The sequence below is a fragment of the Mycobacterium asiaticum genome (assembly GCF_001673315.1).
GTDB lineage: Bacteria > Actinomycetota > Actinomycetes > Mycobacteriales > Mycobacteriaceae > Mycobacterium > Mycobacterium asiaticum_B.
In genome coordinates, this window is record NZ_LZLQ01000096.1 from 18,979 (window position 1) to 42,973 (window position 23,995).

Annotated in this window: 27 protein-coding genes; 7 read left to right on the forward strand and 20 right to left on the reverse strand. The window is 62.7% G+C overall.

All coding sequences use genetic code 11. The annotated features are described in order from the left end of the window. The first annotated feature begins 6 nt into the window (after window positions 1-6). Window positions 7-783, forward strand: coding sequence for a helix-turn-helix transcriptional regulator (locus A5636_RS14715; RefSeq protein ID WP_065159467.1), 777 nt, complete (start codon window positions 7-9; stop codon window positions 781-783). Between the two features lie 358 nt (window positions 784-1,141). Here A5636_RS14715 and A5636_RS14720 read toward each other — a convergent pair whose 3' ends face one another. Then, window positions 1,142-1,414, reverse strand: coding sequence for a hypothetical protein (locus A5636_RS14720; protein ID WP_065159378.1), 273 nt, complete (start codon window positions 1,412-1,414; stop codon window positions 1,142-1,144). A 3-nt stretch (window positions 1,415-1,417) separates the two neighbouring features. Further along, the gene (locus tag A5636_RS14725; RefSeq protein ID WP_065159379.1) at window positions 1,418-2,203 is read right to left on the reverse strand and encodes an emopamil-binding protein; all 786 of its coding nucleotides are present in this window, start codon (window positions 2,201-2,203) and stop codon (window positions 1,418-1,420) included. 139 nt (window positions 2,204-2,342) lie between these two features. Between A5636_RS14725 and A5636_RS14730 the strand changes: the two genes are divergently transcribed. Beyond that, window positions 2,343-3,815: a phospholipase D-like domain-containing protein gene (locus A5636_RS14730; RefSeq protein ID WP_172827239.1), complete on the forward strand. Its 1,473-nt coding sequence runs from the start codon at window positions 2,343-2,345 to the stop codon at window positions 3,813-3,815. Window positions 3,816-3,823: 8 nt separating this feature from the next. Here the strand turns inward: A5636_RS14730 and A5636_RS14735 are convergent, their stop codons facing one another. The 14 genes from A5636_RS14735 to A5636_RS14795 form a co-directional block, all read right to left on the reverse strand. Continuing rightward, a complete protein-coding gene (locus A5636_RS14735; RefSeq protein ID WP_065159468.1) occupies window positions 3,824-4,756 on the reverse strand; it encodes an LLM class F420-dependent oxidoreductase in 933 nt (310 codons plus the stop codon). Window positions 4,757-4,797: 41 nt separating this feature from the next. Further along, window positions 4,798-5,775 (reverse strand): YihY/virulence factor BrkB family protein, encoded by a 978-nt coding sequence (locus tag A5636_RS14740; RefSeq protein WP_065159381.1) that lies wholly within the window; start codon window positions 5,773-5,775, stop codon window positions 4,798-4,800. Window positions 5,776-5,874: 99 nt separating this feature from the next. Beyond that, complete coding sequence (locus A5636_RS14745) at window positions 5,875-6,294, reverse strand: hypothetical protein (protein WP_065159382.1); 420 nt, start codon at window positions 6,292-6,294, stop codon at window positions 5,875-5,877. Further along, window positions 6,291-7,526, reverse strand: a complete 1,236-nt coding sequence (locus tag A5636_RS14750) for a cytochrome P450 (protein ID WP_065159383.1) — start codon at window positions 7,524-7,526, stop codon at window positions 6,291-6,293. Before A5636_RS14750 ends, A5636_RS14745 begins: the two co-directional genes overlap by 4 nt. Beyond that, window positions 7,523-8,587 (reverse strand): NAD(P)H-dependent amine dehydrogenase family protein, encoded by a 1,065-nt coding sequence (locus tag A5636_RS14755; RefSeq protein WP_065159384.1) that lies wholly within the window; start codon window positions 8,585-8,587, stop codon window positions 7,523-7,525. Before A5636_RS14755 ends, A5636_RS14750 begins: the two co-directional genes overlap by 4 nt. A 25-nt stretch (window positions 8,588-8,612) precedes the next feature. Next, window positions 8,613-9,671, reverse strand: a complete 1,059-nt coding sequence (locus A5636_RS14760) for an NAD(P)H-dependent amine dehydrogenase family protein (protein ID WP_065159385.1) — start codon at window positions 9,669-9,671, stop codon at window positions 8,613-8,615. Continuing rightward, a complete protein-coding gene (locus A5636_RS14765) occupies window positions 9,668-10,099 on the reverse strand; it encodes a hypothetical protein (RefSeq protein ID WP_065159386.1) in 432 nt (143 codons plus the stop codon). The genes A5636_RS14760 and A5636_RS14765 overlap by 4 nt, the downstream gene beginning before the upstream one ends. 12 nt (window positions 10,100-10,111) lie before the next feature. Continuing rightward, window positions 10,112-10,717 carry a hypothetical protein gene (locus A5636_RS14770; RefSeq protein ID WP_436405282.1) on the reverse strand — a complete coding sequence of 202 codons (606 nt, stop codon included), beginning with the start codon at window positions 10,715-10,717 and terminating at the stop codon, window positions 10,112-10,114. 86 nt (window positions 10,718-10,803) lie between these two features. Further along, a complete protein-coding gene (locus A5636_RS27620; RefSeq protein ID WP_036352406.1) occupies window positions 10,804-10,935 on the reverse strand; it encodes a hypothetical protein in 132 nt (43 codons plus the stop codon). Between the two features lie 26 nt (window positions 10,936-10,961). Then, on the reverse strand, window positions 10,962-11,747 hold the full coding sequence (locus tag A5636_RS14775; protein WP_065159388.1) for a CbbQ/NirQ/NorQ/GpvN family protein: 786 nt from the start codon (window positions 11,745-11,747) through the stop codon (window positions 10,962-10,964). Further along, window positions 11,744-13,273 (reverse strand): nitric oxide reductase activation protein NorD, encoded by a 1,530-nt coding sequence (locus A5636_RS14780; protein WP_065159389.1) that lies wholly within the window; start codon window positions 13,271-13,273, stop codon window positions 11,744-11,746. Before A5636_RS14780 ends, A5636_RS14775 begins: the two co-directional genes overlap by 4 nt. A 140-nt stretch (window positions 13,274-13,413) precedes the next feature. Beyond that, window positions 13,414-14,019, reverse strand: a complete 606-nt coding sequence (locus A5636_RS14785; RefSeq protein WP_065159390.1) for a TetR/AcrR family transcriptional regulator — start codon at window positions 14,017-14,019, stop codon at window positions 13,414-13,416. 126 nt (window positions 14,020-14,145) lie between these two features. Beyond that, the gene (locus A5636_RS14790; RefSeq protein WP_065159391.1) at window positions 14,146-14,793 is read right to left on the reverse strand and encodes a hypothetical protein; all 648 of its coding nucleotides are present in this window, start codon (window positions 14,791-14,793) and stop codon (window positions 14,146-14,148) included. A gap of 148 nt (window positions 14,794-14,941) precedes the next feature. Further along, complete coding sequence (locus A5636_RS14795) at window positions 14,942-15,544, reverse strand: TetR/AcrR family transcriptional regulator (protein ID WP_065159392.1); 603 nt, start codon at window positions 15,542-15,544, stop codon at window positions 14,942-14,944. A gap of 191 nt (window positions 15,545-15,735) precedes the next feature. Between A5636_RS14795 and A5636_RS14800 the strand changes: the two genes are divergently transcribed. From A5636_RS14800 to A5636_RS14810, 3 genes are read left to right on the forward strand one after another with little or no spacing between them, the layout of a single operon-like run. Continuing rightward, on the forward strand, window positions 15,736-16,524 hold the full coding sequence (locus A5636_RS14800; RefSeq protein WP_065159393.1) for an SDR family NAD(P)-dependent oxidoreductase: 789 nt from the start codon (window positions 15,736-15,738) through the stop codon (window positions 16,522-16,524). Window positions 16,525-16,535: 11 nt separating this feature from the next. Further along, a complete protein-coding gene (locus A5636_RS14805) occupies window positions 16,536-17,615 on the forward strand; it encodes an NAD(P)H-dependent amine dehydrogenase family protein (RefSeq protein ID WP_065159394.1) in 1,080 nt (359 codons plus the stop codon). A gap of 2 nt (window positions 17,616-17,617) precedes the next feature. Further along, complete coding sequence (locus tag A5636_RS14810; RefSeq protein ID WP_065159395.1) at window positions 17,618-18,709, forward strand: NAD(P)H-dependent amine dehydrogenase family protein; 1,092 nt, start codon at window positions 17,618-17,620, stop codon at window positions 18,707-18,709. Window positions 18,710-18,825: 116 nt separating this feature from the next. On the opposite strand, the gene A5636_RS14815 is transcribed toward A5636_RS14810, so the two are convergent. Both A5636_RS14815 and A5636_RS14820 read right to left on the reverse strand, forming a co-directional pair. Next, window positions 18,826-20,394, reverse strand: coding sequence for a long-chain-fatty-acid--CoA ligase (locus A5636_RS14815; RefSeq protein ID WP_065159396.1), 1,569 nt, complete (start codon window positions 20,392-20,394; stop codon window positions 18,826-18,828). Between the two features lie 40 nt (window positions 20,395-20,434). Then, on the reverse strand, window positions 20,435-21,238 hold the full coding sequence (locus A5636_RS14820) for a mycofactocin-coupled SDR family oxidoreductase (RefSeq protein WP_065159397.1): 804 nt from the start codon (window positions 21,236-21,238) through the stop codon (window positions 20,435-20,437). Between the two features lie 370 nt (window positions 21,239-21,608). On the opposite strand from A5636_RS14820, the gene A5636_RS14825 reads away from it, so the two are divergent. Next, window positions 21,609-22,568 (forward strand): DNA polymerase domain-containing protein, encoded by a 960-nt coding sequence (locus tag A5636_RS14825; RefSeq protein WP_065159398.1) that lies wholly within the window; start codon window positions 21,609-21,611, stop codon window positions 22,566-22,568. Between the two features lie 12 nt (window positions 22,569-22,580). Further along, window positions 22,581-22,877 carry a hypothetical protein gene (locus A5636_RS14830; protein ID WP_065159399.1) on the forward strand — a complete coding sequence of 99 codons (297 nt, stop codon included), beginning with the start codon at window positions 22,581-22,583 and terminating at the stop codon, window positions 22,875-22,877. Window positions 22,878-22,880: 3 nt separating this feature from the next. Here the strand turns inward: A5636_RS14830 and A5636_RS14835 are convergent, their stop codons facing one another. Both A5636_RS14835 and A5636_RS14840 read right to left on the reverse strand, forming a co-directional pair. After that, complete coding sequence (locus A5636_RS14835; RefSeq protein WP_065159400.1) at window positions 22,881-23,249, reverse strand: nuclear transport factor 2 family protein; 369 nt, start codon at window positions 23,247-23,249, stop codon at window positions 22,881-22,883. Next, window positions 23,236-23,943, reverse strand: a complete 708-nt coding sequence (locus A5636_RS14840) for an SDR family NAD(P)-dependent oxidoreductase (protein ID WP_065159401.1) — start codon at window positions 23,941-23,943, stop codon at window positions 23,236-23,238. The genes A5636_RS14835 and A5636_RS14840 overlap by 14 nt, the downstream gene beginning before the upstream one ends. Between the last annotated feature and the right edge of the window lie 52 nt (window positions 23,944-23,995).

Genomic DNA, 23,995 nt, shown 5'->3' on the forward strand with positions numbered 1-23,995 from the left:
TGGCAGTTGAAAGAGGAGACAGACACCCAGGTGCAGCACCCGCGGCGAAATCGCTTACGTGACAACCACAGACGCGAACAGATACTCCAGATGGTGCGTGATCATGATGGCGGTGTCGATGCCGTCCAGCTCGCCACCCAGATCGGGTTGCATGTCACGACAGTCCGGTTCCATTTGGACGCGCTGTGCGACGAAGGAGTGATCGTGCGCACCACCTTCAACCGTCCCGGCGTGGGCAGACCGCGCACCAAATATCTGGCGGTCGAGGAGCGGCTGGATTACCGGGTTCTCCTTGAGGTCCTCGCAATGGAACTGGGCCAGACGATGGAAACCCGCGCTCGGCGTGCCCAACACGCGGGACGAAAGTGGGCCACCCGGTTGACCGCTTCGCCGACTGCCCAAGCCGGACAAACCGAAGCCGCCTCCGACAAAGAGGTCGATGAGGCATTTGATCGAGCGGTTCTGCACGTTACAGAGGTCTTCAAGCGGATGGGGTTCGATCCTGAGCTGACCGCTACCGCCGAACCGACAGCGCACCCGTCCCACGACAGCGCGCCGACGGTTGGGCGGGAGCGAATAATGCGACTGCACGCTTGCCCGGTAAGGAGTTTCGCCAGGGCGCACCCTGAAGTGGGATGTGCAATGCATTTGGGACTGCTGCAGGGCCTGCTCGCTCAAGCAGACGCTGACGGTGGTCGTCGCCAGGCATCAGAGGAGATCTCAGCACACCTCGAGCCGTTGGTCGAGCCCGAACTCTGCGTGGCCAGACTGGCGGCTCACTGAGGGCTTGCCCGCTTCACGTCGGCGTTCTTGCGGGCGAACCAGATGCACGTCGAGGCACTCGGAGACCACAATTACCGCATCACAGTGGCGACGGACGATGATGCACCGTCGGCGACCACGTGAGTATCTCGCGAGCGTGGCAATGCCTCGAGGCGATCGACGATTCGGTTGTCCTGCTGACGGTGGCCAAATCTAGCTCGAACAACTGAAGTGATATCCCGTGGCGGCGATGCCTCGCAGCAGCCACGTGAGTCGCTGCTGGACGCCTTATCGCCGGACGGGTCACGGTCATCGAGGACGACGGCGCACAGTGTCGGATACGCGGTCGCTCCTGCCGCGGGGCGAAAGTGAAGACAAGCTAGTCGCGTCCGGCTCGCCGGTGCGACCGAATCACCTGTACGCACAGCACGATCCCCAGCACCGCGAGGCCGCCGAAGACGAAGGTAAGCACCATGTTCGTCGCTTCGCCCTCGAAGCACGTGCCACCTCGGCTGCCGCTTCCGCAGCTGTAGGAACGGTTTACTTCGTCGCGCGCCAGCCATTTGTAACCGAAGATTCCCGCCATCACCAGGAAGGCTGCGATCCCGACCGCCGCGAGGACTGCGTTCAGCCACAGGCCCGCTTTGGTCACGGCTCAGACTAGCGCGAGCTTCGCCCCCGCTCGGCGCGTCAGGTAATCGATCTGAAGGTGAATGGAGTACAGAACCAGCGGCGGCAGCACGATGAACGGAATGTTCTCGGCGATGAACTTGAACCCAAGCCCGAAGGCGCCCTGTCCTATGTCGCTGAATCCAGCGCCGACTTCGGCCAGGAAGTAGACGGCCGTGCTGCTCATCAGCACAGCGCATCCGGCGAACGCAATCCACAGGCTGCGGATGCGCGATTCGGCGGTCAGGTTGCGACGGATCAGCCGCGTCCACATGACGAATACGGTGACGCCCGTGCATACCCCCACGACCTCGAGTGCGAAGATCCACGGGTTGCCGCTGACATAGCGGGTGTCGGCCAGTCCGTACTGCCACCACAACCACTTCCAGCCCGGGTCGGTAGTGGGCGCCCAGAGGCCGAGCGGGTGGCCGATCAAGAAGACGAGTTCATAGCCGATCTGGCTGCCGGCCGTGTATGGCAGATAGAACAGGGTCAGTTCGGTCGCCTTGTCCAGTCGAGACCGGTTCTCTCCCGGTGAATTCCACAGAATCACGAACGGCAGAAGCAATACCGGTATGCCGAAGATCACGTTCGCGATCACGTCTGCGGTGAACGTCGGCGCGATGACTCCAATGCCGACACCGACCGTCATGAAGAGGAACACGGCAAAGGTGAATGCCGCGGTAGCGGTGTAGATCTTCCGTCGGTGCGGGGCCCAGGGCTGGGCGAAATCATGTTCGGTGTCGTGGAATGTCGTGACGTCGTCGTGCACGAGGGACCTCCGTCGCCTGGCGAGTATCAACTACTTGTGATCTGAGGCAGCATATACGGTGGTGCCGGACGCCTGTCTACGTTGCGCACGGCGGAAGATCGGTAGTTAGAGCGATGCCGGCATTGAGCCGTGCACCCGGATGGAAAGAGTTGGCGTGCCCGACGATCGATTGCTTGTGCCCGGCCAGACCTGCTGGCGCGTAGCACGGGCCGACCAGTTCGCCACCGTGGTCGACGCCGCCGATTACTTCATGCACGTCAAGGCCGCGATGTTGCGTGCCCAACACCGAATCATGCTGATCGGGTGGGATTTGGACCTCCGGATGGCATTCGAGCGGGGTGGGAAGACGATGCCCGGGCCCAATCAACTGGGCACGTTCTTGTACTGGATGTTGAGAAAGCGACCGGGCCTGGATATCTATCTGTTGAAATCGAATCTGCGGCTGCTGCCTGTTTTCGACGATGTCTGGTTCGGGCTTACCCCTGTCTCTCTGGTCAATCAGATCAGCAACAAGCGGCTGCACTTCTCTGTCGACGGCGACCACCCGACCGGGTCTGTCCATCACCAGAAGATCGCCGTCATCGATGATGCCGTCGCGTTCTGTGGCGGCGTGGACCTCACGATCGGTCGCTGGGATACTCCCGCGCATCAGCATCACTCTCGCAACCGCCGGACGCTGGGACGCGGTTACGGGCCTCGTCATGAGGTAGGTGCGGCCGTCGACGGGGCCGCGGCGCGCGCACTCGCCGAGCAGGCTCGGGTCCGGTGGCAGAACGCGACCGGCCAGTCGTTGTCGGCGGTCGATGCCAAGCACGCACCGTGGCCCAGCAGGCTTGAGCCGATCCTGCGCAAGGTCGATGTCGGAATCGCCCGCACCATACCGGAATCGGGCGATCGTGTTGAGGTACGCGAGGTTGAGGCACTCAACCTGGCGGCAATCGCCTCCGCACGCCGAATCATTTATCTGGAGAATCAATATCTGGCCGCGCGGCGCATCGTCGAGGCCCTGGCCGCCAGGTTGAGAGAGCAGGACGGTCCCGAGGTCGTCATCGTCTTGCCGCGGCGTGGCAACAACCCGCTCGAGCGAGGAGCGATGGACAGCGCACGGCACCTGCTCCTGCAGCTGCTATGGGAGGCGGACGTCCATCGGCGATTGGGCGTCTATTGGCCGGTGACCGATGGCGGCACACCGATATACGTTCACTCGAAAGTGATCGCGATCGACGATCGGTTGTTGCGTGTCGGATCATCCAACATCAACAACCGCTCACTGGGATTTGACAGCGAATGCGATTTGGCCGTCGAGGCGCATCCTGACGACGCATCCCGCGACGACGTGCGTCGCCAAGTCGTGTGCGTGCGGGACCAATTGATCGCCGAGCACCTCGGCGTCTCGGTCAGCGAGTTCGAACGGGTGGCAGGACAGTCCGGTTCTGTCCTGAAAGCCATTGAGGCACTGCGCGGTCGGGGCAAGACGTTGCGGCCGCTCACCGAAGAAACCGTGTCAGGTGAGGCAAATCCGTTGGCCGAGAACGACCTGATGGATCCCGATCACGTGCCGCGGTCACTGGCCCGGAGCATGCAACGGTTCCTGGCGGGACTCAGAAGTTGACAGCCCAGTCACCGCAGTTGTGGAATCACCTCGTGCGCAAAGAGTTCGAGTTGCGACAAGTCGGACATGTCAAGCATCTGCGCGTAGATGCGCTGTGCTCCCAACTCCGTCCAGGGACCGAGCTTGTCGACGATCTCGGTGGGCGTGCCGACCAGCGGGCTGTTGGAGCGCATCTCGTCGACTTCCCGACCTATCACTGACGCGCGTCGGGCAACTTCGGCGTCGTTCTTGCCGGCGCATAGCACAAACGCGCAGGAGTAGACGATCGACTGGGGGTCCCTGCCCGCGCTGTCCACCGCATCGGCGACCCGTTGAAACTGCTTCTGAGCCACGTCCATTGAGACGAACGGCAGATTGAATTCCGCGGCGTAGGCGGCGGCCAGTGCCGGGGTTCGCTTGGCGCCGGTGCCGCCGATCACAATCGGTGGATGCGGCGTCTGGACCGGTTTCGGCAGAGCCGGTGAGCCGGCGAGGGTGTAATGCTCGCCGGAATAGTCGAAGGTCTCACCGGCCGGGGTGGTCCACAACCCGGTGATGATGGCCAACTGTTCGCTGAGCCGGTCGAAGCGCTCCCGGACGGATGGGAACGGAATCCCGTAAGCTCGATGTTCGTCTTCGAACCAACCACTGCCCAAGCCGAATTCGACTCTCCCACCGCTCATCTCGTCCACTTGAGCTACCGCGACCGCGAGTGGGCCGGGATGACGGAACGTTGCCGAAGTCACCAGGGTACCCAACCGAATTCGCGACGTCTCCCGCGCGATCCCGCCCAGCGCGACCCACGAATCCGTCGGGCCCGGCAGGCCGTCCCCACTCATCGCCAGGTAGTGATCGGAGCGAAAGAACGCGTCGAAACCAAGTTGCTCGGCGGTCTGGGCGACCGCGAGCTGATCTGCGTACGTTGCGCCTTGCTGCGGCTCGACAAATATCCGAAATTCCATGATTCCTTCCGAATCCGTCTTCACCGCAACATGTTAACGAGTCAGGGAGCGTCCGTCTTCTTGCGGTCCAGATCACCGAATCTCACGCTGACCCGCTGGAATCCCTTGACCCGCTCGGCTTTGGCTTTCCTGGTATAGGTCTTGCGGTCAGCCGGCGTGAGATCGGCATCATCGGTGAACGGTGTCAGCAGGGCCCGGGGGTGCAGCTCCTCGACCAACACCACGTTGATCTCGGCGCAGAGCACCAGCGTGGAGGAGATGAGAAACAGGAAGGCCAGCATCCCGAGGACGAGCGCGAAGACGCTGTTGGTCGCACTCGATGTTTTCACGACGTGCCCGATGTATCCGGCACCGAACCACTGCAGCACCTGCCAGATCACGGCCCCCGCTAGTGCTCCCGGCAGCACCTGGCGGTAGGTCAATTCCCGCGCCGTCGTAACCCGGAAGAGCATCAGACAGATGACCGCGTTCATGCAGACGGTGATGAGAGTGATGCCGATCTTGCCCAGCACGCCCAGCGACCCCGTCGCATGGCCGATTGCCGTCAGGACGGTGGTCGCGATCGCCGCCGAACCGAGCACCAGAAGCAGCATCAGACTGTGTTTGCGGCTCCTGATTGCATCGCGGCGCGCGTGCTTCGGCACGGCCCATACCGAATCCATCGCGTTCTGTACCGCCTGCCCGACCCCCAGACCGCCGTAGAGCGCGCCGAGGATCCCGACGATGACGGCGGCGGGACCGCCGTTGAGACCTTCAGGTTGGTGTAGCTGAGCACCGATCACCGGGAACTGGCTGAGCGTGCTCTGCAACACCTGGGCCTGCAGATCCGGGTGTCCTCTCAGTAGCACCCCGAGCCCCGTGGTCAACAGCAAGAGCAGTGGAAACAGCGACACGAATGCGTAGTAGGTGATCAGGGCGGCCAGGTAACCACCCTGGTCGTCGAGGTACTTGTAAACGACGCCGACAACCAACCCGACGCCACGATTGCGACGCTGCAGCCTGTCCAGCCAGCCGACCATCGCCGCTCACTTCGTTCGCACTGAAGCCATTCCCTGCCCGCAGGGCTGCCGGTGAGATACCCCCAACGGGGCGATGTCAACCAGGCTCGGCGTGAATGTTCACGGCAGATTGGTGGCCAGGAACGTCAGCGGCAGCCCGCACACCGAAAGGTCGATCTCCTCGAGATAGTTGCCAGCACCAGAGAAGCCCTGTCGGAATCGGGTTATCGCGCCGTAGCGTTTGGCGATGTCTTCCGCCGCGGACGCGCCGGGAACCTGCACCACCACTGTGTAGACGCCGTCGCCGTGGGTGGCGAGGAACTCCTTCACCGAGGCCGCCACCTCTGCGGTAGATCCCGGCTCGGGACTGATCAGTTCGATACCCCGATCCCAGTCCAACATCACCCGAAGTCCCAACTCGTCCAGAGTGGCGTCGTTGAAGCTGAAGCCCAGTTCGGTGAACAGTCGCCCCACATTGTCGTGCCGGTCCCGGCTTACCGCGAAGACAACATGATGCAGCCGCGACGGTGTGTCGGTCATCGTTGCGGGCCGAACTCGACGACCAGGCTGGTCGGCCCGCTCATGCCCATCATCGGCTTCCAGGGGGCCGGTCCCACTCGACGGGCATCGGGCATCCGTTGCGCCAGAATCTTGAGTCCTGCGGCCAATTCCATCCTGGCCAGGTTCGCACCGAGGCAGTAGTGCGCGCCGCCACCGAACGTCAACACCGCGGGGGCCCCCTGCCGGGTGATGTCGAAGCGGTCGGGATCCTGATAGATCGCGGGATCACGGTTGGCTGCAAAGGAATTGACGACGATAAACGCGCCGGCCGGGAAGGTGTATCCGCCGAACTCGACGTCCTCAGCTACGGTACGGACCGTGTTGCAGACGGCAGGCGAGTGACGCATGCTCTCTTCGACCGCGGACATGGCCAGTTCCGGACGTTCACGCAGCACCGCCCACTGCTCGGGATGATCCAGCAGCACCTGCAGGGAGGCGGCCAGCTGATTGCGGGTGGTATCGGTGCCGGCAAGGAGCAGTCCAGCTACCGTCATGCGCAATTCGTCGGCGCTGAGTCGGTCGCCGTGATCCTCGGCGCGGATGAGATCAGAGAGCAGGTCCTCGGTCAGGTGGTGCCGCCGTTCGGCGATCATGTCGTCGACGTAAGCGTCGAGTTCGGCCCAACCGCGAAGGACGGTCGGCATCTCGTCGACCAGGTTGACCGAGAAGTTGACCATCTTGAAGATCGCTTCGGCCCATCCCTCGAACTGCCCCCAATCTGCGCGTGGCGCACCGAGTAACGCGCAGATGATCGGGATCGGATAGTGCCGGGCGATATCGGTGACGATGTCGCAGCGTCCCGCGGCCGCCACGCCGTCGATCAGGTCGTTGAGCACCGTCTCGATGGTGTCGTCGAGCCGGGCGATCGCGCGAGGGGTGAAGGCCCGCGAGACCAGGCTGCGCAGCCGGTGGTGTTCGGCGCCTTCGGCGCAGATGATGCTCCCGACAACCCGGTCCCACAGTGGACCTGACGTCACGCCCTGAGCAGCCAAATGTAGACCCGGGGGGATGACGAACCGGGCGTCCCGAAGAATGCCTCTAGCCATTTCGTACGAAAGCACTTCGGGCCCAAGCGGTCCGAGGGCCATCGGGGCGGCTCGTTGGGCCGCCCGGATTCGATCGCAGACCGCATGTGGCGATTCGTCGACGTCGTAGTTGAGCGTTGGGAGTCCTGCGTCGAAGATGCTGGGCGCACTGGTCGCGGAGGTCATTTGCGTACCAGCCCCCGCGGCCGGACCAAACCGAGATCCAGATGGGTCAGCCACCCCGGCTCCGCATCGCACACGTCGGGAATGGCGTTGACGGCACCCATCGCGGTCCAGTTGTAGCCGGGATGTGTCATGGAAGAAGGGGTAGTTCCGTCGGTCACCTCGACACCTTCCAAGGTCAGAGCGCTCGGTGGATCACCGTCAATCACGATGCGGTAGCGCGTCTTCCCCCAATCCCACGCCGGCTCGATGGCGTCGGGACCACCCGTCAGATAGATGGCATGGAAGACGATCAGCGGTCGACCTTCGACCAACGCCGTCCAGGTGTGATGCTGCGCGGCGACCGTCCCGCTGGGAATCACACCGAATCCGTGCGAAATATCTTCGGTGGCGGTAGCAACGGTCAATTCGTAGTTGATGTCCTCGATTTCGACGCTGAGGCCGTCCGCCAGCATGTACATCGATTGTGCGAAGAACGGCAATCCCAGGCCCAGAATTGTTGGTGACGAGAGGAATTCATCCTTGGCTTTACCGAAGCCCAACCAGTCGATGTGGTCCAGGGGTGCGTCGGCAAGCACGTTGACCACCTCGTACACCTCGATCTTGTCAATCCGACTGATGACGCGGGCAAGGGTCAGGGGCAGCAGGTCACCAGCGTATCCCGGATGGATGCCGCCGCCGTGGAAACTGGTTCTACCCTCGCGGCAGGCGGCTTCAATCTTGGCGGCCTCCTCGCGAAAGTCTCTGGAAGGGTGGAAGAATCCGCTGGTGGTCACGACGTTCTTGCCGGACCGCAACAGTCGGCAGACCGTATCGACATCCATGATGATCGGTGTGTAGAACACGCAGTCGGCTTGGGTCGCGAGCACCGAGTCGATGTCGTCGGTGGTAATGACTCCTGTCGGCGCAATGCCGACGATGTCCCCCGCGTCTTTGCCGACCTTCTCGGGCGTATGCACCAGGACGGCAGCCAGTTCGAACACGGGGCTGTCCGCGAAATGCCGGAGCGCCACTTGCCCGACATCTCCGGTCATCCACTGGATGACGCGATATGTCTTCGACATCGAATGCCGTCCTTTCAGTTGCGTGTCAGTTGCGTGCCAGCACGCCCCGCGGAAGCAGCAGGGGAAGGTCGGTGTAGGTGGCGATGCCGGGCGGCGCCGCGACAACCGCGGGTATCGCGGTGATCGGCGGCATTGCGGTAATTGTCAACCCGAGCATGATGTAGTCCTCGATCGATTCGCCGTGAAAGTCCGGAGGCGGCTCGAAATTCAGTGTTGTCTTGATGGTGGGGCGGCCCTCGACCGTGACGGTGTAACCGAAGTTCGTCGACCAGGCCGGGTCCAGCGACTGACCCTTGGTCCACACGGCGCGGAGTTCAACCACTTCACGGGCGGCGACGATTCCCTTCCACCGGACGTCGATGCCTGCCACACATCCCTTCTTGATTGTCCAGTCGCCCGGGAGCGTGAGATCGTCTGTGGTTTGGGCATACTCGGCGGTGCAACTGATGTCGTCGAGTTGGACGCCGAGGGCATCGGCGAGTAGCTGCACGGCTTCGCGAAAAATGCCAGATCCTTTTTCGGTGATGGCGTGCAGATCCGGCTGATCGATCGGGTACCCGAAACCCATCGGTATCTCCGTCGCCGGCGAGTTGTAGATGCTGGTGTCGAAGGATTCGACGATTGCTATCCGGTCGACTCGGTCGGAGAGGCCGGCCGTGACGATCGCGAGGAGCTGAATGAACCCCGGGTTTATGCCGCTGCCGAAAATGGTCGAGTCCCCGTGCGCACACGCGTCGATGATGCGGTCCCGGGCGGCACCTAGTTGATGCCCCGTGATGAACTCTGAGGTGGTCACGACGTTGATTCCCGCGCGCAGAATGCCGGCCACCTCATCGACATCGGTGAACATGGGGTTGTAGACGACACAGTCGGGTTTCAGCCCGAGCAGCGCATCGACATCGTCGGTAGCCTGGACTCCGAGGGGCGCGATGCCGCACAGCTCCCCGACGTCACGGCCGACCTTTTCCGGCGACCATGCGTAGCAACCGACCAGTTCCAGCTGTGTGTTAGCGGTGATCGCGTGGACGGACTTCTTGCCCACGTTGCCCGTCGTCCACTGGACGACGCGCAGCTTCTTTGTCACGGTCTCGCGCCGGCCGGCTGTTGCGCCTGACGGGCAAGCCTTTCGTCGTGGATGCGCACCAGTTCACGGAACCCCAGCCGGTGGTATTTCGGTATCGGCTGAATGCCCCACACGTCTTTGGCGGTGTCCTTGCCTTCGGCGCCCTCGGGTGGTCCCAGCGGTGGGTAGGGGTACTTGCACTCCAGGGCGTCGTCGGAGTAGCGGACTTTGAGTAACTCACTGCAGATCTCGGTGAGACTCAAAGTCGGATAGCCGTAATAGACCGCCATGAACGGCAGTGTGAACGCGCCCTCGATCACCAGAGCGATCAGGCACACCAGGACCGCGCGCTTGATCCACTTGTGCATGCGGGCGTAGTAGGGCGTCGTGCCTGGCGGAAGGTCTTCTGCCGTAGCGTCTTTCGCGGTATCGGCTGGTGTGGTTGTCATGGTTGATTCCTCTTAGTCCGAGAAGATTTCACGGTTCACGGTGTGCAGGTAAGGGATCGCAAGGAACGGCGTGATGTAGAAGATGTCGAACAACCACCAGCCGATCACCGGGAAGACGACACCGGCGTAGCGCACGTCAGCGTACATCGTCATGTTGAACACGTATGCGGTCCAGATGACCGTGCCCATCCAGCAGGTGATGATCATCCATTGATGGCCCCACCGCTTCATCTGCAGGAATCCGATCGCCGCGGCGACCCGCATCGAGAACACGGTGAGAATCAGCCCCGCCACATAGGCCTTTTCACCGGGGCCCGCCGCGCCGCCGACCCACAATTCGTTGTAGTGCCAGAAGTAGCCGGCATCGAACATGTTGCCCCACCCGACCATCAGCACCCGATTGATCAAGGTGTGGTTGGCGACGAGATCCAAGGACCAGCCAAGGGTGTTGAGCATTCCGTCGATCAGGACCAGGTAACCGATCAAGGTGATGATCATCGGCCGAACCGACAGGCCCGCGCGCAACGCCTGGCGCTGCAACCAGACTCCGCGCATGAAGATGGGGAACCCGATCAGACCGGGCGCCCAGCATCCCATCAAGCCGGCGCCGACGATCATCCACTTGTCGGCCCGACGTTGTGCAAGCCGCGACTCGTCATCATGCTCGGCCAGGCTGATTGAATCACCTGGCGCGACAGAAAGACTCACAGATCCCACCAACCCCGGGCGAAGGACATGTAGAGCTGGATGCCGAACATGATCAGCAGGTAACCGTAGATGAAGATCTGGAAGACGATCAGTGCTTTCTTGCGCTTGCGCTCTTGTTGATCCACCATTTCGTACTGCCTTTCCTCTCGTGCTCTCAGGGGTTGCTCGCGACCAATGTCGCTGCCGCGACTTCACGCAAACCGTCGTTGATCGCACCGTCGGTACTCAGCGGGGCGAGTATGCAGGCTTCGGCCGCGTTCATTTCTGAGGCGCCGGCCGCAATCAGCTTCGCGGCAGTGACCAGCACCCTGGTCGACGGCGGCTCGAAATGGAAGACGTCGTCGGCGTTACGAATGGCATTGGCGCAATGGACAAGTCGATTGGCGGTCGCAATCTCCACACCTGACTCTGCAACGACAACCTCTGCCTCTTGGTCGGGAGGCAGGTATTTCATTGGCAACGTGGCGAATCGTTGTCGGAAGGACGGTTTCAGCTCCTTCAGTGAGCTGCGGTAGGCGGGATTGTAGGAACAGACCAGCATGAACGAATCCGGTGCCTGGACAACTTCGCCCGCGCGATCGAGGAAAAGGGCACGGCGGTGATCGGTGAGTGAGTGCAGGATGGCCAGTGAGTCGTGCCGGGCTTCCACGACCTCGTCGAGATAGCAGATTGCCCCAGCCTTGACGGCTCTGGTCAGCGGCCCGTCGGCCCACACCACGTCTCCGCCGGTGACCATGAACCGGCCAACGAGGTCGGAACTGGTGAGATCGTCGTGACAGCTGATGGTGACGACGGGTTGTCCAAGCAGCACACCCATGTGTTCGACGAAACGGGTCTTACCGCAGCCGGTCGGTCCGGTTAGCATCACCGGAATGCGTTCGCGGTAGGCCTGTTCGAACAATTCGACTTCGTTGCCGTTGGCAATGTAGGTGTCGGTCATGCGGCAACCAACTCTCGGTGGACGTGGGCAAGGACGCGCGGTAGTTCCTCGACGCGTTTGATTCGTCGGGATCGGCGGGGTCCGAATACCTCGGGTAGGGGGTCGACGCGTGTCGGTCCGACACCGACGTAGTACACCGAGACACCGGCGTCGTTGGCTTCCTCGACGGCGTGGGCTACGTCGGCCCATGCGTAGCGCCCTTCGTAGCCTTCGTCGGACATCAGTCCGTCGCCGATCACGATGAGCAGACGGCGCTCCGAAGGCTGCGCCAGCAGGCGCGAAGTCAAGTGGCGAATCGGTGCGCCCAACCTGGTGTAGCCGCCGGTCATCAGGCCGAGGCTGCCCGGTGCCACATATCGGCTGTCGCGAAAATCCTTGAGGCAGCGAACTTCGACGCGATGCCTGGTGTTTCCGGTAAAGACGAAAATGCCGTGCCGTTCGCGGGCGAGACTCATGGCTCGGGATAGCGCATCGGCACATTCCAGTTCCAGCCGGAAGATGCGGCCGCCGTGCACGCCCAATGACGAACTCCCGTCTAGTAACAAGGCCGTGGTGACGTCGCGGCCGCTCGGCAGCAGCTCCCGAAATATTCTGGGTTCGCTGGTCTGGCTGGTCATGGTGTCGATGTAGTGGCGGACGTATTGGTCGACGTCGAGGTCGGATCCGTCTTCGAGCCCGTTGGTCATTGCGCGGTGCGTGTGTTCCTCGAACCATTTGCGTAAATTCGCCGAGAGCGGCTGCGGCTGACAGGCGCGCGGCCCGGGTGGAAGTTCGAGAACCGAGACGTGGTCCGTCAGGAAGCTCTTGGTCCACGCATTCCACTCGGGATAAGGAATGCCCTGTCGGCGTTCGGGGCTGATTTCCAGGTCGTTGTCCTCGGGCCGACTCGGCGGCGGCAGGTTGGGGTTGCGCACACCACCGTCGCCGCCCACCGGAACGGAATGAGCACGGGGATGGCGCTTCTGGGTCGTGGTCCACGGCATACGGCCGAATCTCTTGATTGCACTGGCCAACCCGCGAGCACTCGAGTAGGTGCGCGGTAACGTGCCGAGCAGGCGATACTCGGGAAGCGACTGACCGGCGCGCGCCATTTCGATTGCTCGGTCGAACATCGCCGCCGCATCGAGGTCTGGGTCGCCGACCTCGATGTTAGGCAGCACCCTGTGCAACTCGGGCATCAGCCCTGGCCACTTGGCGGCGATCCAGCCCACGGCGACAGACGCCTCAACGATTACCAGGGCGCGGTGTTCTCGCGCAGAGAGATCGGTCAGCCGGTAATGGGCGAGGCGCTCTTTCGACGGTGAGCATTGCAGGGCAACCCCGCACGTCAACGTCCGCCGCGTCCAGTCGCGGGCGAACGACGGGTAGGGGACGAGCACAATGTCCAAGTCGCCGGTCAAGCCGAAGTTGCGTTGGGCGCCGGTCATCAACCGGGCACCTTCGCGGCGCCGGTCACTGAGCGCCACCGCCGTCAATGCGCAACTGCGCTCTATCGACATCGCCGACGTGTCGGCCGCTTCGGACACGTGCTCAGAACGTTCCGATGTTGGAGAACATCCAGTACCAGAACCAGATGATCAATGCGGTACCGCCCCATGCGCCGACGTACCGCAATAGCTCCCAAACCATATCCATATGCGTCAATCTCCTTGTCGGGTTGCGGGATTCATCGAGGCTCCAGGCTCCTGACAGCAGTGGCGATGAGCTCACCGAGCATCGTGTCGCGCGCGTGACCGGACGGCGTCGTGCTCAGCGCCCCGTAGACGCCCAGCAGGAATAGAACAGCGCTGTAAAACGGGTCGACATCAGCGTGCGCTTCACCGAGATCGCGTGCTCGCTGAATTTCGCTGACCAGCAACACAATTAGCGGGTGATCGGTCCATTCCTCATCACGCTTGGGACGAGTGGGTGAGAAGTGGATTCCCAGGAAGTCTTTGAAGAGTGGGCTGCCGAGCCGCTGTTCGAGATCAACGACGAGTTGTGCCGCGCTGGCCAGAACGTCAGCCAGGTCACGAGGTTTCGTCACAAAGCGCACGAGTTCGGCCGCCATGCGCGCTTCTTCTCGAGTCTCCAGTTCGAGCAGGACATGCTCTTTGGTGGGGAAGTGAAAGAAGAACGTGCCGTGCGCAACGCCCGCGGCGCTGATGATCGCGCTCACCTCGGCGGCGGCCATTCCCGCCCGTTGGAACTCGGCCAGCGCCGCGCCCAGCACGCGCTGGCGCGTCTGCAACCGCTGCGCTTCGCGCACGGACGTTCTGACTTGGGCAGTCATCGTGTGCTCTTTTGTAATCCTTTTGCTGACTGAAGTCAATATTAATGAGCAGGAGCGGGCGCGTCGATGTGCTTGGAAGACCAGTCAATCCACGCCGGCTGACTTGGCCCCTGGCAATGACAGGAGTCAGTCAGAGAAGATCTCGCGGTTGACGGTGTGCAGATAGGGGATGGCAAGGAAGGGGGTGATGTAAAAGATGTCGTAGAGCCACCAGCCGATGACCGGAAGTATGACGCCGGCGAAGCGAACGTCGGCGTACATGGTCATGTTGAACACGTAGCCGATCCAGATCACCACGCCCATCCAGCAGGTGATGACCATCCACTGATGACCCCACCGTTTCATCTGCAGGAAGCCGATGCCGGCCGCAATCCGCATGGTGAATACGGTGAAGATCAACCCGACCTCCCAGCCTTTCTCGCCGGGGCCGGCCGCACCGCCAATCCACAATTCGTTGAAGTGCCAGAAGTAACCGGCATCGAACATATTGCCCCAACCCACCAAAAGCACTCTGCCAAGCAGAGTGTGGTTGCCCACCATGTCCAGCGCCCAACCCACTGTGTTGATGGCCGCATCAATGATGACCAGATAGCCAAGCAGGGTGACAAGCATCGGCCGCACGGATAAGCCGGTCCGCTGTGCACGGCGCAACAGCCAGACTCCGCGAAGGAACAGGGGGAGGCCGAAGATGCCCAGCGCTGCCGTGCCGATCAGCAGGGACCCCGAGATCAACCACTTGTCGGCCTGCCGCTGCGCAAGCCGCGACTCCTCCATGTGCTCGTCGAAGGTGGGCCCTTCGCCGGCATTACCAGTTGACGGAACGCCTGCGTTCGAGCGGCGGAAGTTGATAGTAGGCAGATTCAATTTCACCTCCCTTGCCCCAGCTTGTTCTAGTCCAGAAACTGACTGGGGTCAACAGGGCTTACCGTGGCTGTAGGCTGCGCAGGGTCCTGGTGACGTAGTCGCCGAGCATGGCGTCGCGAGTCGGCCAGGTGTTCGTCGTCGTGAGAAGTGCGTACAACCCGAGCAAGAAGAACACGGCGCTGTTCATCGGAATAACCTCAGGGTCCACGCTCCCGCGTTGTTGCGCCTGCTCGATCTCACGGGCGACCCCGACGATGATCGGGTGGTCTCTGCCGTCTTCTGCTGGCGGTCGTGTCTGTGAAAAATGCAGTGCCAGAAACTCTTTGAACAAGACGCCGCCGAGTCGACGCTCCAGACCGGAGACGAGCCGGACCGCTTCCTGCAGGGCATCCGCGAGGTCGTGCTCGGCCTCCAGGAACCGGGCGAACTGGTTTGCGATGCGCTGCTCCTCCCGATGCTCCAACTCGAGCAACACATGTTCCTTGGTGGGAAAGTGGAAGAAAAAGGTACCGTGGGCTACCCCGGCGGCCGCCACGATGTTGCCGACGTCCGCGTCGGCCATTCCGGACCGCTTGAATTCGGCGACAGCCGCTCCCATCAGCCGCTCCCGCGTCTGCAAGCGCTTGGTTTCGCGCGCCGAAAGCTTATTGCTCGCCGCCATTATGGCTCTGCTGTCCGTTCTGTTTGGGAGGCAAACTTGACTGCACACAATATCGCGACAACCCCATTCCGACCAGATGAGGGACCAGATTCGGGCGGGCTCAATCGTTGACTTAAGTCAATTTGCGTCGTTAGATGACTACGGTATTTACGGTATCGCACCGCATGCCGCCTACCCTGGGAGGAGCTCGCATGGCGTTGGAGCAGTTCGATTTGACGGGGCAGGTGGCCATAGTCACCGGCGCCGGCAAGGGTGTGGGCCAGGGCATCGCGAGGGTGCTCGCCGAGGCCGGTGCGACGGTCGTAGGCACCGCTCGGACAGAGTCGGACATCGTGGCCACCATCGACGGTATCGAGGCCGCCGGCGGGAAGGGGCTGGCGCTGGTCGCCGACGCGATGAGCCGCCCGGATGGCGAGCGAGTGGTCAACACGGCTATCGAGCAATTCGGTCGGGTGGACATCCTGATCAACAACGTCGGGGGAGCGACGTACGCGAGGTTTCTCGATATCACCGACGAGGATTTCCAACTCGCCTTCGACTGGTGCGTTAAGTCTACGTTCATCATGAGCCAACTCGTCGCCCCGCACATGATTGACGCCGGACGCGGCAACATCGTCAACATCTCCTCCGGTTCAGCACGTTTCGGCATCCGCGCACTGGCCGCGTACTGCACCGCCAAGGGTGCCCTGGAAGCGCTGACCCGCGCGATGGCTCAGGAGCTGGCGCCAAAGATCCGGGTCAACGCCATCGCACTCGGTTCGTTCGCCACCGACGGTTTGCAGTCCAGCCTCGATCTGATGCCGGGGTCGCTGGAGAAAATGCAGGAGTCAACACCGCTGCATCGTCTCGGCAAGGTCGAGGACCTCGGGCGCCTCTGCGTGTACTTGAGCACCGCCGACTGTTACGCCACCAATGCGATCTTCCACGTGGACGGCGGAATCGAGTCGAACAACTCGCCTTTGCCGATCCCTGACTACTGAGGAGGCTGCTGATGCGCCGGGTGATCCAGTTCTCCACTGGGAACGTGGGACGACATTCGTTGCGGGCCATCATCGGACGTCCAGACTTCGAATTGGTCGGAGTCCACGCATCCGGCCCGGCGAAGGTAGGTAAGGATGCCGCCGAGTTGTGCGGGTTGAGCGAGCCAACCGGCATCACGGCCACCGACGACGTCGACGCGCTCGTCGCACTGGGCGCCGACTGTGTGGTTTACACGGCTCTGGGTGAGACACGGCCGATGGAGGTCATCGACCAGATCACCAGATTTCTGGCCGCGGGCACCAATGTGGTCGGCACATCACTGGTTTGGCTTGCCAATCCACGACATGCCGATGAGTGGCTGCGCGACCCCCTGCAGCGGGCGTGTGAGGCGGGCAACACGTCGCTGTACGTCAACGGAATCGACCCAGGGTTCTCCGGGGACACACTGGTCTACTCGGCATGCAGCCTCACTACCCGCATTTCCGCGATCACCGTTCAGGAGATCTTCGACTACGCGAACTACGACGATTACGAATTCACCGGTAAGTCAATGGGCTTCGGTCTGAAACCCGATGACGACCCGCCAATGCTCTTCCTGCCCGGCGTGGTGGTGTCCATGTTTGGCGGCGCGGTACGGAATCTGGCAGACCATCTTGGCATCACACTCGACGAGGTGCGACAACGTGATGAACGCTGGTACACGCCCGAACCGATCGACTGCATCATGACCAGAGTCGAGCCGGGCGGAATGGCCGCGGTCCGATTCGCCGCCGAGGGCGTCGTTGACGGGCAGCCGGTGATCACGCTGGAGCACATAACCAGACTCACCGACGCAGCGGCTCCCGATTGGCCCTTCCCGCCCGACGGCCAACCCGGGGTACACCGGGTCGTCGCCGAGGGTGAACCCCGAATAGAGATCAACACGCACGTCTCGCATCCGGTATTCGACACGACAGACGCCGGTTGTATCTCGACGGCCGCTCGGGCCATGAATGTCATCGACTGGGTGTGTCGTGCGCCTGCGGGATTGATTGCCGTCGATGAGATTCCACCCGCGGAGACTCTCCGCGGCCTCATGTGGAAGGAGTAGCGATGACGCAGACGGCGGAGAAGAAGTATCGCGTGATCCAGTGGGGCATCGGCAATGTGGGAACGCTCGCATTGCGCCACTTTGCCGACAATCCCGTCTACGAGGTCGTCGGCGTGCTTTGCAGCCGCCCCGAGAAGGTCGGCAAGGATGCCGGCGAACTCGTCGGGGTGGCCCCATTGGGTGTGCTCGCGACAACCGATAAGGCAGCTCTGGAAGCGCTGGATGCGGACTGCGTGTTCTATGCACCGCTGTGGTCCGACATCGACGAAATCTGTCGTCTGCTGCGTGGCGGCAAGAACGTCGTCGCCTCCGGTGGTGCGTGGTGGTACCGAACCGAGACGAACGCCTCCGACATCGACAAGATCGAGGAAGCATGCCGGCAAGGTGGCACATCGTTTCACGGCGGCGGGATTCATCCCGGCTTTGCCGCGGACCTGCTGGTGCTGACGCTGTGCCGGATCGCGAGCCGCATCGACCGTATTCACATCTATGAAGTAGTGAACTTCAACAAGGACACGCTCAAGTACCTGGACGAAATGGGATTCGGGAAGCAACCTGCTGAGTTCGAAGCGGGGAATCTGTTCGGGGCCGCGTGGTCCCTGTTCGCACAGTCGCTGTCCATGGTGGTGGACGGCGTGGGCAAGACCGTCGACAAATTCACAACGGAGACCAAAATCGGGCTGGCCACGCGCGACATCCCCTACGAGGGAACCGAAGAGATGGATATGCCCGGCTTGAAGGGGGTCATCAAGAAGGGCACCGTGGCAGCCCAGCAACACGAGTGGACGGCCTGGGTCGACGGCAGACCGTTCATCACCCTGCACGAGATGTACTCGTTCATCGAGCATGACGCTATTGACCCCAGGCCCGACTGGGACGGCTATTACCACTACCGCCTGGTAGTGGAGGGCGACGTGTCCACCGAGTTGATTCTGCGCGGCGCCGCCGATGAGAACGGTGATCACGGAAATCCCGGATACACCTGGACGGCGATGGGCCCGGTCAACACGATCCCGGCCGTCTGCGATGCACCACCAGGGTTCCTCACCCACAAGGAACTCGGACTTGTGACGCTACGCGGTGTGGTGCGCTAGCGACGCCAATTCCCTACGCGTGGGGTAAGGACGATTTCACCGCAACTTCCGCCAAGCCGTCTGCCAAGCCGTCTCCCAAGACTTCTGCCAAGCCGGGTTACATCTTGACCGCGGAGTCACACCGTGGCGCGGTCGCGCCCGTCCCAATACCGCTTGCGCAGATCCTTCTTCAGGATCTTGCCGGTCGGGTTGCGTGGCAACTCGTCGGCGATGTCGACCGTCTTTGGGCACTTGTAGGCGGCCAGGCGCTCGCGAGTGAACGCGATCAGTTCTTTCTCGGTGGCTTCACCCTCAAGTGCGACAACAGCTTTGACGACTTCGCCCCACTTCTCATCGGGCACCCCGATCACCGCAACATCGGCCACCGCCGGATGCTCGGCCAACACCCGCTCCACCTCGATCGAGTAGATGTTTTCCCCGCCGGAGATGATCATGTCCTTGAGTCGGTCCTCGACAAAGATGTACCCGCCGTCGTCGACACGCCCGATGTCGCCGGTACGGAACCAGCCGTCCTCGGTGACCGCCTCGGCTGTGGCCTCCGGCTTGTTGTGGTAGCCCTTCATCAATTGCGGTGTACGGAACCACAATTCGCCTTGTTCACCCGCCGGCATGTCTTTGAGGGTGTACGGGTCGACCACCCGCACCTCGGCGTTGGGCACCAACGTGCCGGCGCTGCTCAACCGCTCCGGGTGGTCCTGGGCGCGGTGGGCCTCGGGGAGTAGATGACTGATCACGCCACATACTTCCGTTAGTCCGTAGGCCTGAATGAAGTCCGTATTCGGCCACGCCTCGAGGGCCGCGCGCAGCAGCGGTAACGGCATCGGTGACGCGCCATACGAATACGTCTTCAGCGCGCCGAACAGTTTCACGGCGTCTTCGCCGGACTCCAGCACTTTCGCCAGCACTGCCGGCACCAGGAAGGTCCTGTTGGCGCCCTTGAGGATTGCACCGGCTAGCGTCATGCCGTCGACGTCGCGCGTCATCACGCTCGGAACGCCGTCGTGAATACCGAACTGCACGTAGGACGACCCACCGACGTGGAACAGCGGCATCGACACCATGCTCTTGTCGCCGGGGTCGAAATCGAAGCCCTCATGCGCATTGAGTGTGTGCGCTATCAGGTTTGCCTGCGTCAGTTCGACGCCCTTCGGGCGCCCGGTCGTGCCCGACGAGTACATGATGATGCACACGTCGTCGGGCTGGACGTCGTCGGAGCGGCCGACGGGTGTCGCTCCGGCCAGCAGCGCCTCGTATTCGTCACCCTCGGCGCCATCCGGGGTGACCTCGATGATGTGCTCGATGTTGGTGAGGGCGGCCCGGACCTTCTCGACATTCGGCTTCAACTCCGACCCGACGATCAGCACCTTGGCATCCGAATCGTTGATCACATAGTCGAGTTCGTCGGCGGCCAGCCGGAAATTGATGATCGCGTTCGCCGCGCCCAACGACGCCGCGGCCATCGTCAGTTCAACGCAGGCCGGGTGGTTCTTGTCCAGGAACGCCACCACATCTCCGCGCTGCACTCCGAGCTCGGTGAGAGCGCCCGCCAGGCGGCGCACCCGGTCGTTCCACTGTGCCCAGGTCCAGTTCCGGTCCAAGTAATCGATGGCTTCCTCGTCGGGCTTGGCCTCGGCCCAGTGGGCCAGGCGTTCGTCGAGGAAGCGCGGATCTGCTAGCTCTGGCATGCGGTAGGCCTTCCATCTCGAATGCGAATTGAACGGGGCATCAGTTGATCCGCGCGCTGCCGCCCAGGCCGATCTCCAGCACGCTGCCGGTCACCACGCCAGGATCGGTGACCAGGTAGACCACTGCGCGGCTGACGTCCTCGGGTTGGATCCACGGTTGCGGAATCGGATTGGCCTTCATCATGCGGCGCACCAACTCGTCGGGGATGTCGTCACCGCCGGTGGGCTGCACCATCGGTGTTTGAGTCGTCGTCGGGCAAACCACGTTGACGGTGATGCCTTCCTTGGCGACCTCGAGGGCGACGGACTTGGCCAGCCCGATCACGCCCCACTTGGTGGCGTTGTAGGCCGCGAGTTCCGGGATACCCATCCGGCCGCCCATCGAGGAGGTCACCACCACCCGGCCGAAACGCTGTCGTCGCAGGATCGGGATGGCCGCCCGCAGCGTGTGGAAGACGCCGGTCAGGTTGGTGTCGATCAGCTGTTGCCAGATGTGGTCGGTGACCTGTTCCAGCGGCCCCGTGCTGACGACGCCGGCGTTGGCCACCACGATGTCCAGGCTGCCCAGATCTGCGACGGTCTGCTCGACTGCCGCATTGACCTGGGCCGAATCACGCACGTCGACGGCCAGCGGTAAACACCGTCCGCCTAGTTCGTCCACCAGCTTGGCGGTCTCGCGCAGGTCGTCCTCGGTGCCCAGCGGGTAGGTCAGGCCGGTCATCGGCGCGGGCGCGTCAACGGCGACGATGTCCGCGCCTTCAGCCGCCAGAGCCAGCGCATGTGCCCGGCCCTGCCCTCGAGCCCCGCCGGTGATGAATGCGACCCGCCCGTCCAATACACCCATAGCGCGCAACGTTAGCCGCTGACCGTCAGAGCACCCGCAGGCTAGTGCCGCGTTCGGGGCGGATTGGGCTTGGGAACGCAGACACCCCGGACGCATCCCAGAACCCCGCGAACAGGAGGCGGTGCCGCTTGGGGCGGTAGGTGACAGCCATCTTCGAGACAGGCCGGATCAGGAAGCGGCGGATCGGCTTGAGCAATCGGCGGGCCGGCAAATGTCAGCGCACCGGCTGCCACGAGTGCCGCCATCATCATCTTCATGACCGTCATCTGCCCTCGAACCGACTGCCTGGGAAAACAACGATAGTCCTTCTTGGGTAGTCCTTCTTGAGTGATTCGGACCTGTCGATTTGCGGTGCGCATAGGCTTTGCCTATGAGTTCCGGGGAGTCGCGGGCCGGTATCGATCTGACCAACCTGGACCAGCCGCTCAGTCCCGACGCCGGCGCAACGAAGCGCGATCTGATCGACTATCTGGACGCGGTGGCGGACAGGATTGTGCCCGGCCTGGCCGGCCGTCCGCTCACAGTGCTCAGAGTGCTGCGCGGGCGTGCGCCGTTCATGCAGAAGAACGTGCCCAAGTACACCCCGGACTGGGTACGAACGGTGGTGATCTGGGCTGAGGCCTCCCACCGCGAGGTGCATTATCCAGTGTGTGATGACCGCCGGACACTGCTCTGGCTCGCCAATCAGCGTGCCGTCGAATACCACCCCGCATTGGGCTTGGCCGAGAATGTCTATCGGCCCACTCATCTCGTGCTGGATCTCGATCCGCCCGCCGACGGCGACTTCACCGCCGTGGTGAAGGTGGCCCACCTCGTCCGTGGGGCGCTGCAGGGATGCGGTCTAGCCGGCGCGGTTAAGACCAGTGGCGCCAAAGGTGTTCACGTGTTTGTGCCCATCGACGATCATGCGCCGGTGGATGATGTCGCGGCGGCCACCCGCGCGTTGGCCGCTCGCGCCGAAGCCCTCGACCCCGCCTTGGCCACGACCGCGTTCATCGTCGAGGATCGCGCGGGAAAGGTGTTCGTCGATGCGACCCGCGCCGGGGGCGCGACGGTGGCCGCCGCCTACAGCCCTCGACTGCGCCCCGGTACGCCGGTGTCGTTCCCGCTGGACTGGTCGGACCTGGATCGAGTCAGCCCCGCCGACTTCACCGTGCACACGGCGATCGGCGCCCTGGCCGGCCGTGACCCCTGGGCCGATTCGATGCCCGGGCCGCAACGTCTCCCGCGTGATCTGATTGAGCAAGGACATACCATTCCCGTCGCAAGGGTGGCCGCCATGCATGAGGGAAAGCGACGGGCCCGGGCGCGACGAGCGAACGAGAACTGAGGAGCAGCACGCGTGTCTACGTTCAAGCGGTACCTCGGAATTCAATTCATGATGTTCATATTCGGCATCGTCGGCCCGAGCTTCCTGGTGATGTTTTTTGTGTCGGACCCGGACCCGAACATGCGGTGGGCGTTCTGGGCCGGGCTGTTCATCACCTACGCCGACATCATGATCGCGCTCGCGATCACAAAGGGCACTCTCGGCGAGGACAAGGCGCCTGCGGACATGCGTGTTGCACTGGCGGTAGCCAAGCGCGTGCAGGGCAAGCGGGGACTTGGATCGAATTTCGACACCTCGCCGGCCGACTGAGGCTCACTCGATCCGGGAAGCCTGGTAATACGCGATCTTTGCCCTGCCGCCGGCCTGTGTGACGAGTATGCCGATGCGCACGCTGATCATCGGCCGGTCCGGGATCGAGAAATCGGCGTTGAGGTACGCGAGCACGTTGCCGGCGGCGACCCGACGAGTTTCCAGGATGTCGTAGGAGACCGTCATGCCCAGCGGTTGAGAGTCGTAATACGCTGCGACGCCTTGTGGTCCGACGCTGTAGGGGCGCAAACCCTGGAAGATGGCATCCCCGGTGAACAGCTCGGCTACCCGTTGCGGTTCGTGGGCGTCGATGCCTGCCTTCCAGCAGTCCATCACCGCACGGACCGCCTGTGCTGCATCAGTGTCCGGCATTTTGACCTCCATCGACGTGCAGGATCTCACCAGTGACAAACGAGTTGCCCTCCAGGTACAGCACCGCGTCGACGACTTCGTCAATCTCGCCGAGTCGTCCGAGCGGATGCATCTTGGCCAGGAAGTCATGGGTCGACGGGTCGTGCATCGGCGTCCGGATGTTGCCGAGCGCGACAGCGTTGACCCGGATGCCGCGGGCCGCGTACTCGATCGCCAGCGCCTTGGTCGCCGCGTTGAGCCCGCCTTTGGTCAGTGACGCCAATGCGGAGGGCACCTGAGCATTCGGGTGGTCGACCAGACTGGTGGAAATGTTCACCACATGACCGCCGCCCTCACGGCCCAGCATCGCGCCGATCGCGGCACGCGAAACCTCAAAGAAGCCACGAAGATTCACTCCGGTGACCGCGTCGTAGTCCGCATCGGTATATTCCGTGAACGGCTTGGGGACGAAGATCCCGGCGTTGTTCACCACGGTGTCGACGCGACCGAAGCGCTCCAACGCCGCCTCGACGATCTGGCCGCCGACGCCGGGCTGCGCGACGTCACCTGGCACGGCAAGCACCAGGGGATCGGTGCTGTCGCCGATGTGGCGTGAGTTGGCCACCACGGCATAGCCGCTTTTTCGGTAGCCGGTGACGAGGGCATCGCCAATTCCCTGCGAGGCACCCGTGATGATGGCGACGCGTTCACTCATTGGCAGAACCCCTTCTGACTGTGGTGCACTCGTCAACAATTATTTGGCTGCG

Excerpts from the sequence above, each read along its gene's own strand:
- A5636_RS14840 (WP_065159401.1), bottom strand. The coding sequence starts at position 23,943 with ATGAGTGAACGCGTCGCCATCATCACGGGTGCCTCGCAGGGAATTGGC.
- A5636_RS14775 (WP_065159388.1), bottom strand. The coding sequence starts at position 11,747 with ATGACCGACACCTACATTGCCAACGGCAACGAAGTCGAATTGTTCGAA.
- A5636_RS14750 (WP_065159383.1), bottom strand. The coding sequence starts at position 7,526 with ATGACCTCCGCGACCAGTGCGCCCAGCATCTTCGACGCAGGACTCCCA.
- A5636_RS14735 (WP_065159468.1), bottom strand. The coding sequence starts at position 4,756 with ATGGAATTTCGGATATTTGTCGAGCCGCAGCAAGGCGCAACGTACGCA.
- A5636_RS14795 (WP_065159392.1), bottom strand. The coding sequence starts at position 15,544 with ATGGCGGCGAGCAATAAGCTTTCGGCGCGCGAAACCAAGCGCTTGCAG.
- A5636_RS14745 (WP_065159382.1), bottom strand. The coding sequence starts at position 6,294 with ATGACCGACACACCGTCGCGGCTGCATCATGTTGTCTTCGCGGTAAGC.
- A5636_RS14740 (WP_065159381.1), bottom strand. The coding sequence starts at position 5,775 with ATGGTCGGCTGGCTGGACAGGCTGCAGCGTCGCAATCGTGGCGTCGGG.
- A5636_RS14730 (WP_172827239.1), top strand. The coding sequence starts at position 2,343 with ATGGAAAGAGTTGGCGTGCCCGACGATCGATTGCTTGTGCCCGGCCAG.
- A5636_RS14785 (WP_065159390.1), bottom strand. The coding sequence starts at position 14,019 with ATGACTGCCCAAGTCAGAACGTCCGTGCGCGAAGCGCAGCGGTTGCAG.
- A5636_RS14805 (WP_065159394.1), top strand. The coding sequence starts at position 16,536 with ATGCGCCGGGTGATCCAGTTCTCCACTGGGAACGTGGGACGACATTCG.
- A5636_RS14815 (WP_065159396.1), bottom strand. The coding sequence starts at position 20,394 with ATGCCAGAGCTAGCAGATCCGCGCTTCCTCGACGAACGCCTGGCCCAC.
- A5636_RS14770 (WP_436405282.1), bottom strand. The coding sequence starts at position 10,717 with ATGATCGTCGGCGCCGGCTTGATGGGATGCTGGGCGCCCGGTCTGATC.
- A5636_RS14835 (WP_065159400.1), bottom strand. The coding sequence starts at position 23,249 with ATGCCGGACACTGATGCAGCACAGGCGGTCCGTGCGGTGATGGACTGC.
- A5636_RS14810 (WP_065159395.1), top strand. The coding sequence starts at position 17,618 with ATGACGCAGACGGCGGAGAAGAAGTATCGCGTGATCCAGTGGGGCATC.
- A5636_RS14800 (WP_065159393.1), top strand. The coding sequence starts at position 15,736 with ATGGCGTTGGAGCAGTTCGATTTGACGGGGCAGGTGGCCATAGTCACC.
- A5636_RS14755 (WP_065159384.1), bottom strand. The coding sequence starts at position 8,587 with ATGTCGAAGACATATCGCGTCATCCAGTGGATGACCGGAGATGTCGGG.
- A5636_RS14825 (WP_065159398.1), top strand. The coding sequence starts at position 21,609 with ATGAGTTCCGGGGAGTCGCGGGCCGGTATCGATCTGACCAACCTGGAC.
- A5636_RS14765 (WP_065159386.1), bottom strand. The coding sequence starts at position 10,099 with ATGACAACCACACCAGCCGATACCGCGAAAGACGCTACGGCAGAAGAC.
- A5636_RS14820 (WP_065159397.1), bottom strand. The coding sequence starts at position 21,238 with ATGGGTGTATTGGACGGGCGGGTCGCATTCATCACCGGCGGGGCTCGA.
- A5636_RS27620 (WP_036352406.1), bottom strand. The coding sequence starts at position 10,935 with ATGGTGGATCAACAAGAGCGCAAGCGCAAGAAAGCACTGATCGTCTTC.
- A5636_RS14790 (WP_065159391.1), bottom strand. The coding sequence starts at position 14,793 with ATGGAGGAGTCGCGGCTTGCGCAGCGGCAGGCCGACAAGTGGTTGATC.